Consider the following 2,025-nt stretch of genomic DNA (forward strand, 5'->3'; position numbering starts at 1 on the left):
TCACTCCCGTAGAGTTTGAGACGATCTACACGGACGCGAAAGCGGCCTGATCACCCCAAACCCCAACTGTCAACCAAACCCGGGGCAGACCCGAAGAGATGAATGAGTGGTCTGCTCGGCCCTTGGACGAGGTTTATGCGGCGGTCTTTATCGACGCGATCGTGGTCAAGATCCGGGATGGTCAGGTTGCGAACCGGCCCATCTACGCGGCAATCGGTATCAGCCTGGCCGGGGAGAAAGAAGTCCTCGGCCTCTGGGCTGGTACCGGAGGTGAAGGCGCGAAATTCTGGATGGCTGTGCTGACTGATCTGAAGAACCGGGGCTTGAAAGACACATTCTTCTTGATCTGCGACGGGCTCAAAGACCTGCCAGAAGTCGTCAGTAATGTGTGGCCGCTAGCAACGGTGCACACCTGCATCATTCACCTGATCCGTAACACGTTCAGGCTCGCATCTAAACGGGACTGGGATGGCATCAAACGTGCGATCAAACCGATCTACACAGCCCCGAACCCGGAAGCTGCCAGAGCAGCGCTCGAGGACCTTGCTAAGCAGTGGGGCCAACAATACGGGGCGATCATCCGGTTATGGGAATCAACGTGGGAGGAGTTCATCCCGTTCCTGGACTACTACCAAGAAATAAGGAAAGTGATCTGTTCCACCAACGCGATCGAGTCCTTGAACGCCCGCTACCGTCGGGCGGTCAGGGCTAGGGGCCATTTCCCGACAGAGCAAACCGCGTTGAAATGCCTCTACCTAGTCACCAGGTCCCTTGACCCCACCGGTGCCGGCCGGCAACGATGGACCATGCGGTGAAAACCAGCACTGAACCCGTTTGTCCTTACTATCGCAGACCGCTGGCCAGCACCAGAAACCTACTAACCAAAAACGCCAGAAACACCGTTAACAAAACAGACCCCGGGCAACCGCGTAGTGCCGGGTTGGGGTAGCATCGTGCCACCAGTTACTGGACTGGTGGCACGATGCTTTTGTTTTGTTGTTGTGGTTTAGGTGGTGGGGATTCCTGTGGTGGCGGTGATCCAAGTTGCTGCGGCAGGTACGGAGGCGTACTCAAGAGTTCCGTTGCGTTCACCCATCGTGCTGCTTTGAGCATCGTTCGCGAATCCGGCGCCGACGCCGACGATTTTTCCGTTGACGACGAGGGGCCCGCCGGAATCGCCGTGGAGGGCTTGTCCGTCCAGACCTTTTAGAATTGTGGCTGGTCCTGGCCAGCCGTTAGTGTCTGAGCCGGTGATCTGAACCCACGCAGTCTTCAACACAGGGGAAGCAGGGCCTCCAAGACTCGTTGTACCCCAGCCGTAGATGTCTCCTACCGTGCCTGGTGTGGGGCGGTCGGCGCCGAGTTTTCCGTATCGACCTTGCTGAGGTGTGGCTAGTTCAACAAGGGCGACATCGCCTTGATCCCAAGTATAAACGTTAGAAACCGGTACGTTTCGGCCTTCCCCCAGTAAATGGCTTCCCACATTCACTGAATAAGCTGTAGCCGCCGGGTCATCTTCGACGCAGTGTTTCGCGGTGAGTACCCATGAAGGGCCAATCAACGAGGCAGAACATTGAAGATCACCCCCGTAGTTCAGTTGTGTGGCGTAAGAGACAGTGTTCCAATCTGCTCTTGTTCCACCAACGATATACGTCTCAACTTTTGGTTCTGGGTTAGGGGCCGCTGAGGCCATCGCCCCGCCACAAGCCAGTAACCCTGCGGCTAACCCGACGGTGGTGAGAGACTTGACAAACTTTCCAAGCATCAAAAACTCAACTCCTTCAAAACCAAACACTATCTAAGTGACATGACTCACTCTAACTGATTCAGCGCATGCCTACTAGGTCTCATCGCAGTTAATCTACCGATTGTGAGCTGTACTGGAGCAGCTGGGCAGGGGCGCCGGTTTCACGCGGAGTCGAGCGCACAGAAGGGTCTGCTGCACGGATAGGTGACAGTCTCGGTTAGGCCGCCTTGGTGGCGGTTGGTGTCATGATCATCTCGTATTCGACGGGGGTCAGTCGG

Annotated in this window: 1 protein-coding gene and 1 pseudogene; one reads left to right on the forward strand and one right to left on the reverse strand. The window is 56.3% G+C overall.

Annotated elements, in window-relative coordinates; all coding sequences use genetic code 11:
- Window positions 1–92: 92 nt before the first annotated feature.
- A pseudogene (locus tag C501_RS11845) lies at window positions 93–881 on the forward strand (IS256 family transposase); the annotation flags it as partial.
- A 125-nt stretch (window positions 882–1,006) separates the two neighbouring features.
- Here the strand turns inward: C501_RS11845 and C501_RS13710 are convergent.
- Window positions 1,007–1,795 carry a S1 family peptidase gene (locus C501_RS13710; RefSeq protein WP_156807533.1) on the reverse strand — a complete coding sequence of 263 codons (789 nt, stop codon included), beginning with the start codon at window positions 1,793–1,795 and terminating at the stop codon, window positions 1,007–1,009.
- Window positions 1,796–2,025 lie beyond the last annotated feature (230 nt).

The sequence above is a fragment of the Acaricomes phytoseiuli DSM 14247 genome (assembly GCF_000376245.1).
GTDB classification, from domain to species: Bacteria; Actinomycetota; Actinomycetes; order Actinomycetales; family Micrococcaceae; genus Renibacterium; species Renibacterium phytoseiuli.